Annotated in this window: 5 protein-coding genes; 4 read left to right on the top strand and 1 reads right to left on the bottom strand. The window is 60.8% G+C overall.

Features of this window, described 5'->3' with window-relative positions; genetic code table 11:
- Positions 1 to 110: 110 nt before the first annotated feature.
- Positions 111 to 551 carry a carboxymuconolactone decarboxylase family protein gene (locus tag QMX86_RS27470; protein WP_071172671.1) on the bottom strand — a complete coding sequence of 147 codons (441 nt, stop codon included), beginning with the start codon at positions 549 to 551 and terminating at the stop codon, positions 111 to 113.
- A gap of 367 nt (positions 552 to 918) precedes the next feature.
- Here QMX86_RS27470 and QMX86_RS27465 point away from each other — a divergent pair, with 367 nt between their 5' ends.
- The 4 genes from QMX86_RS27465 (at position 919) to QMX86_RS27450 (ending at position 4,330) form a co-directional block, all read left to right on the top strand.
- Complete coding sequence (locus tag QMX86_RS27465; RefSeq protein ID WP_282384754.1) at positions 919 to 2,352, top strand: PLP-dependent aminotransferase family protein; 1,434 nt, start codon at positions 919 to 921, stop codon at positions 2,350 to 2,352.
- Between the two features lie 123 nt (positions 2,353 to 2,475).
- The gene (locus tag QMX86_RS27460) at positions 2,476 to 2,769 is read left to right on the top strand and encodes a putative quinol monooxygenase (protein ID WP_016774982.1); all 294 of its coding nucleotides are present in this window, start codon (positions 2,476 to 2,478) and stop codon (positions 2,767 to 2,769) included.
- A 229-nt stretch (positions 2,770 to 2,998) separates the two neighbouring features.
- Entirely contained in the window at positions 2,999 to 3,400 is a 402-nt protein-coding gene (locus tag QMX86_RS27455; protein WP_282387941.1) for a cupin domain-containing protein, read from the top strand.
- Positions 3,401 to 3,616: 216 nt separating this feature from the next.
- On the top strand, positions 3,617 to 4,330 hold the full coding sequence (locus QMX86_RS27450) for an ATPase (protein WP_073471104.1): 714 nt from the start codon (positions 3,617 to 3,619) through the stop codon (positions 4,328 to 4,330).
- The last annotated feature ends 115 nt before the right edge of the window (positions 4,331 to 4,445 follow it).

Raw genomic sequence — 4,445 nt, 5'->3', positions numbered from 1 at the left:
CGGGACGCTCTGCGTCCCATTGGAACGCGGAGCGTCCCTTGAGGCATTCCCACGCGGAGCGTGGGAACGATCAGATGTAGGAGCTGCCGAAGGCTGCAATCTTTAGATTTTCAATCACTCGGGGTCTGGCGGAAGCTGACGGCCAGGCGGTTCCAGCTGTTGATGGTGCTGACCGCAACCGTCAGGTCCACCAGTTCACCTTCATCAAATTGCTCGCGCGCTTGCTGGTAGACGTCATCCGGCACGTGGCTTTCGGCCAACAGCGTCACCGCTTCGGCCCAGGCCAGCGCCGCGCGTTCGCGGGGGTTGAAGAAGTTGCTGTCGCGCCACACCGCGACCGCATACAGGCGCCGATCACTTTCCCCGGCCCGCCGCGCGTCCACCGAGTGCATGTCAGTGCAGAATGCGCAGCCGTTGAGTTGCGAGGCGCGGATCCGGATCAATTGCAGCAGCGGCGCTTCGATGCTCAGGTTGGCGGTCAGCGCCTCCATGGCAAGCATCGCTTTCATCGCCTTGGGCGACGCGTTGTAGTAATCCAGACGCAGGGACATGGCGCGGCTCTCGGCAGGCGGAATGATGAGTTCACGGTAAGGGTTGTGCGGGCTGTGTTACAGCCCCAATTCCACGAATTTCGGCTACACCACTGCCCCCCTACCTTTACGCGCTGATCGTTCCCACGCTCCGCGTGGGAATGCAGCCATGGACGCTCCGCGTCCACTGTGACGCAGAGCGTCACGGGAGGCGTTACCACGCGGAGCGTGGGAACGATCAGGTAACTGACCCACCGCTTTCGCGAGCAGGCTCGCTCCCACAGGGACTTGCGCCAATTTGCGGTTTTTACTCCACGCAACTACTGCCAAAAGCCCAACAACGCTAATCTGACGGACACTTCACTCAACACCCGGGAGCCTCGTCGGTATGGAACTTCATGTCGTGATCAACGGCCGCAAGGATCTTGCCGGTCAGTTGTATCAGCAGTTGCGCGCGGCGATTGAGTCCGGGCGGTTGGCGGCGGGTACGCAGTTGCCGCCGAGTCGCTTGCTCGCCGAGCAATTGGGCATCTCGCGCAAGACCATTTCCGACACCTATGCGCAGTTGACCTACGAAAATTTCCTCACCGGGGTGATTGGCAAAGGCACCTATGTCAACGCCCGCCCGGCACAGGTGCAGCGCAAGCAGAGCCACACCGAGCTGGCCAGTGCCGAGGTGATCGAGAGCTGGCGCAATCTGCCGATGTTCCTGCGTCACCCGACGCTGCAAGGTTCGCTGCGCTACGACTTCATCGGCGGCGCCACCAGCAAAGGCCAGTTCCCCCACGACGACTGGCGCCGCTGCGTCGCCCATGCGATGCGGCAGATGGCGCAGTCGAAAGGCTTCTACAGCGTCGCCGAAGGCTTGCCGGCGCTGCGCAATGCGATCGCCCGGCACATCGCCTTTTCTCGCGGTATCAACTGTCAGGACGAGGACATCGTGGTGTGCAACGGCGCGCAACAGGCGCTGGATCTGATTGCCCGGGTACTGACCCGCCCGGGCGATCTGGTGGCGATGGAAGATCCGGGCTATCCACCCGCGCGCTTGCTGTTCGGCACACACGGCGCCGAAGTGGTCGGCGTGCCGGTGGATGCCGAGGGTATTCAGGTCGAGCACATTCCCGATGGCGCGCGGCTGATTTATGTGACGCCGTCGCACCAGTTCCCGCTGGGCATGGCGATGAGTCAGGCGCGCCGCGAGGCCCTGCTCGCCCGTGCCTATGAGCTCGGCGCGATCATCATCGAAGACGATTACGACAGCGAATTCCGCTACGAGGGCCGGCCCACCGACTCGCTGTACAACCTCGATCAGCGCGGTATCGTCGCCTATGTCGGCACCTTCTCGAAAACCTTGCTGCCGGAGTTGCGCCTGGGCTACGCGATCCTGCCGCCGTCGATCATCGAGGCGGTGATTCGTGCCAAACAGCTGACCGATCTGCACGCCTCGACCCTGCCGCAATGGGCGCTGGCCAAGTTCATCGCCGAAGGTTGCCTGCTCAAGCACATCCGCCGCTGCCACACGATCTACGCGCAACGTCGCGAGCGGATTCTCGAGCGGATGGCCACCGACCTTGCGCCATGGCTGCAAGCCGTGCCGGCCAGTGCCGGGTTTCACATGGCGGTGTTCTGCAAGGTGCCGATCGATTTGCCGTTGGTCATCGAGTTGGCAAAAAAGGTCGAGGTCGGTCTCTATGCGATCAGTGGTTTCTACTACCAGCAGCCGGCGAAAGAGGGCCTGTATTTCGGCTTCGGCGCCATCGAAACCCTGGACATCGACATCGCCCTCGATCGCCTGCGCGACATCCTCGAACAGCTGTCATGAGCCGTTGGTATAAGGCTTTTACCGCCGATTGGTTATTGGTGATTAACGGCGGCAGGCCTATTCTGCACAGGCGTTATCCCTCAGTGAGCAGGATTCGTCCGGCCTGATTCAGGAGTGTGAGCAATGTCCAACGAAGTGATCAACACGGTTGAGGTCAAGGCGGTTGCGGGCCGCTCGGAAGAGCTTGGCAAGCAATTGCAGAAGATCGTCGATACACTGCGCGAAACCCCGGGCTGCGATTCCTACCTGGTCGACCGCTGCCCCGAGGACAGCCACCGCTGGACGGTCAGCGCGCGCTGGCAGTCGGAAGCGGCGATGCAGGCGCATTTCAACCGGCCGGAGGCACAGGGGTTTATCGACCTGATCGATAGCCGCCTGGCCAATAGCGTCGATTTCAACAGCTTTCCCATCGTCTGAACCGGCCTCTTCGCGAGCAAGCTCGCTCCCACAGGGTTATTTGTTGTTCACAAGACGGGTGAGCAACCGCAGAACCTGTGGGAGCGAGCTTGCTCGCGAAGGCGATTTGCGCCGCACCGAAATCCTTCCGAGGCCAATTGGTCACCTGATCTTCGCGAATATTGGCCGTTTGAACCGGCCCCATTGCGGCCTACTGTGAGCACACCCCAACCATCACAGGTAACCCGCCATGAAAGCCCTGCCCCTCTTCGCCGCCGCCCTCGCCTTCACCCTCTCCGCTTCGGCAATGGCCCACGATCCGTCCGAAAAAATCACCGTCCTGCAGGAACAACTGCTGAAAAACGCCCCCGGCAAGAAAGCCATGATGATCGAAGTCGACTACCAGCCCGGCCAGTCTTCGATCGCGCACAAACACGAGGGTACGGCGATGGCTTACGTGCTCGACGGCGAAGTGATTTCCCAAGTCAAAGGCGAACAGGCCATCACTTACAAGAAGGGCCAGTTCTGGTACGAGCCGGCCGGTTCCGAGCATCTGGTGTCGAAAAACGCCAGCTCGACCAAGCCTGCCAAGTTGCTGGTGTTCATGGTCCTGGCCCCGAATGAGCAGGTGTTGATCCCGCTGGAAAACTGATGGCTGAACGGCCAGCCATAAACGAAAGGCGCGAATCGAGCATTTGCGCCTTTTTTATTGCCTTGGGGCATTACCTGCAAACGCTTAAAGCCAATAAAACTAACCCCGCACAGGTTATTCAGGCAACGGTCAGGCCGGCAGGTTTAACCTGAATATCCGCCGAACCATCGGCCCGTGCACACTCATCGACAGACCTTGTTTCACGGGAGAAACACCATGAAACCTGCGCTTCACGCCCTGCTGGCGATCTCCATTTTGATGCTCTCTGCCTGCTCTGTTCCCACTGCCCCGCAAGCCGTGTCATCCCTCGACACGCTGCTGCCGCACCCGACCGGTCGCAGCAGTGCTACTCAGGTCAACAGCGGCCCCGGCGTCTCGCTGGGGGTGATTTACAGCCCCGGCACCCAGGCCAATCGCCAATACTTGCGCGAGTATCAGGCCAAGGCCGGCACCGGTTTTGGTCAGAGCCTGCTGGTGCAGCCGATCCACGATGCCTACGTCGCCAGCTCCAGCCCGGATCGCGCGGTGGAGTGGGTCAACGCTTCGCTGCAACGCCAGTTCGGCTCGGTGACGGTATACCCGGACATGCAAAGTCTGCGCGCGGCCAGGCCGGATGTGGTGGCGATCGTCGATACCCATAGCCAACTGATCACCTCGCGCAGCTCGGATATCCGCGCGGATGTCAGTGCCGATTTTTACGATGCGCAATTGAACTACATCGGCACAGCGAAGGGCTCGCAGGCGCGGGAACTGACGCCGGTGTGGGCGGACTTCAAGCGCTCGGAAGAAATCGTCGCGGATATCAATCAGCAGGAGGAATTGCAACTGGCGGCGTTGCGCGAGTTTGACCGCTCGCTGAGTAATCTGGTTGTGCGGCCGGGGGAGAAAGTGTCGATGCTTGAGGGTAGACCAGCTCAAAAGTTGTATTGAATGTAAGTGCCTCTTCGCGAGCAGGCTCGCTCCCACATTTGGAATGCGAATCCCTGTGGGAGCGAGCCTGCTCGCGAAGGCGCCCGACCAGACACCACAAAAACCACTGACATTA

The organism is Pseudomonas sp. PS01270, from assembly GCF_029959775.1.
GTDB lineage: Bacteria > Pseudomonadota > Gammaproteobacteria > Pseudomonadales > Pseudomonadaceae > Aquipseudomonas > Aquipseudomonas atacamensis.
This window is presented reverse-complemented; position numbering and strand designations above follow the sequence as displayed.

Bases quoted from the DNA above. Each gene is read 5' to 3' on its own strand.
- QMX86_RS27455 (WP_282387941.1), top strand. From the start codon at position 2,999: ATGAAAGCCCTGCCCCTCTTCGCCGCCGCCCTCGCCTTCACCCTCTCC.
- QMX86_RS27450 (WP_073471104.1), top strand. From the start codon at position 3,617: ATGAAACCTGCGCTTCACGCCCTGCTGGCGATCTCCATTTTGATGCTC.
- QMX86_RS27460 (WP_016774982.1), top strand. From the start codon at position 2,476: ATGTCCAACGAAGTGATCAACACGGTTGAGGTCAAGGCGGTTGCGGGC.
- QMX86_RS27470 (WP_071172671.1), bottom strand. From the start codon at position 551: ATGTCCCTGCGTCTGGATTACTACAACGCGTCGCCCAAGGCGATGAAA.
- QMX86_RS27465 (WP_282384754.1), top strand. From the start codon at position 919: ATGGAACTTCATGTCGTGATCAACGGCCGCAAGGATCTTGCCGGTCAG.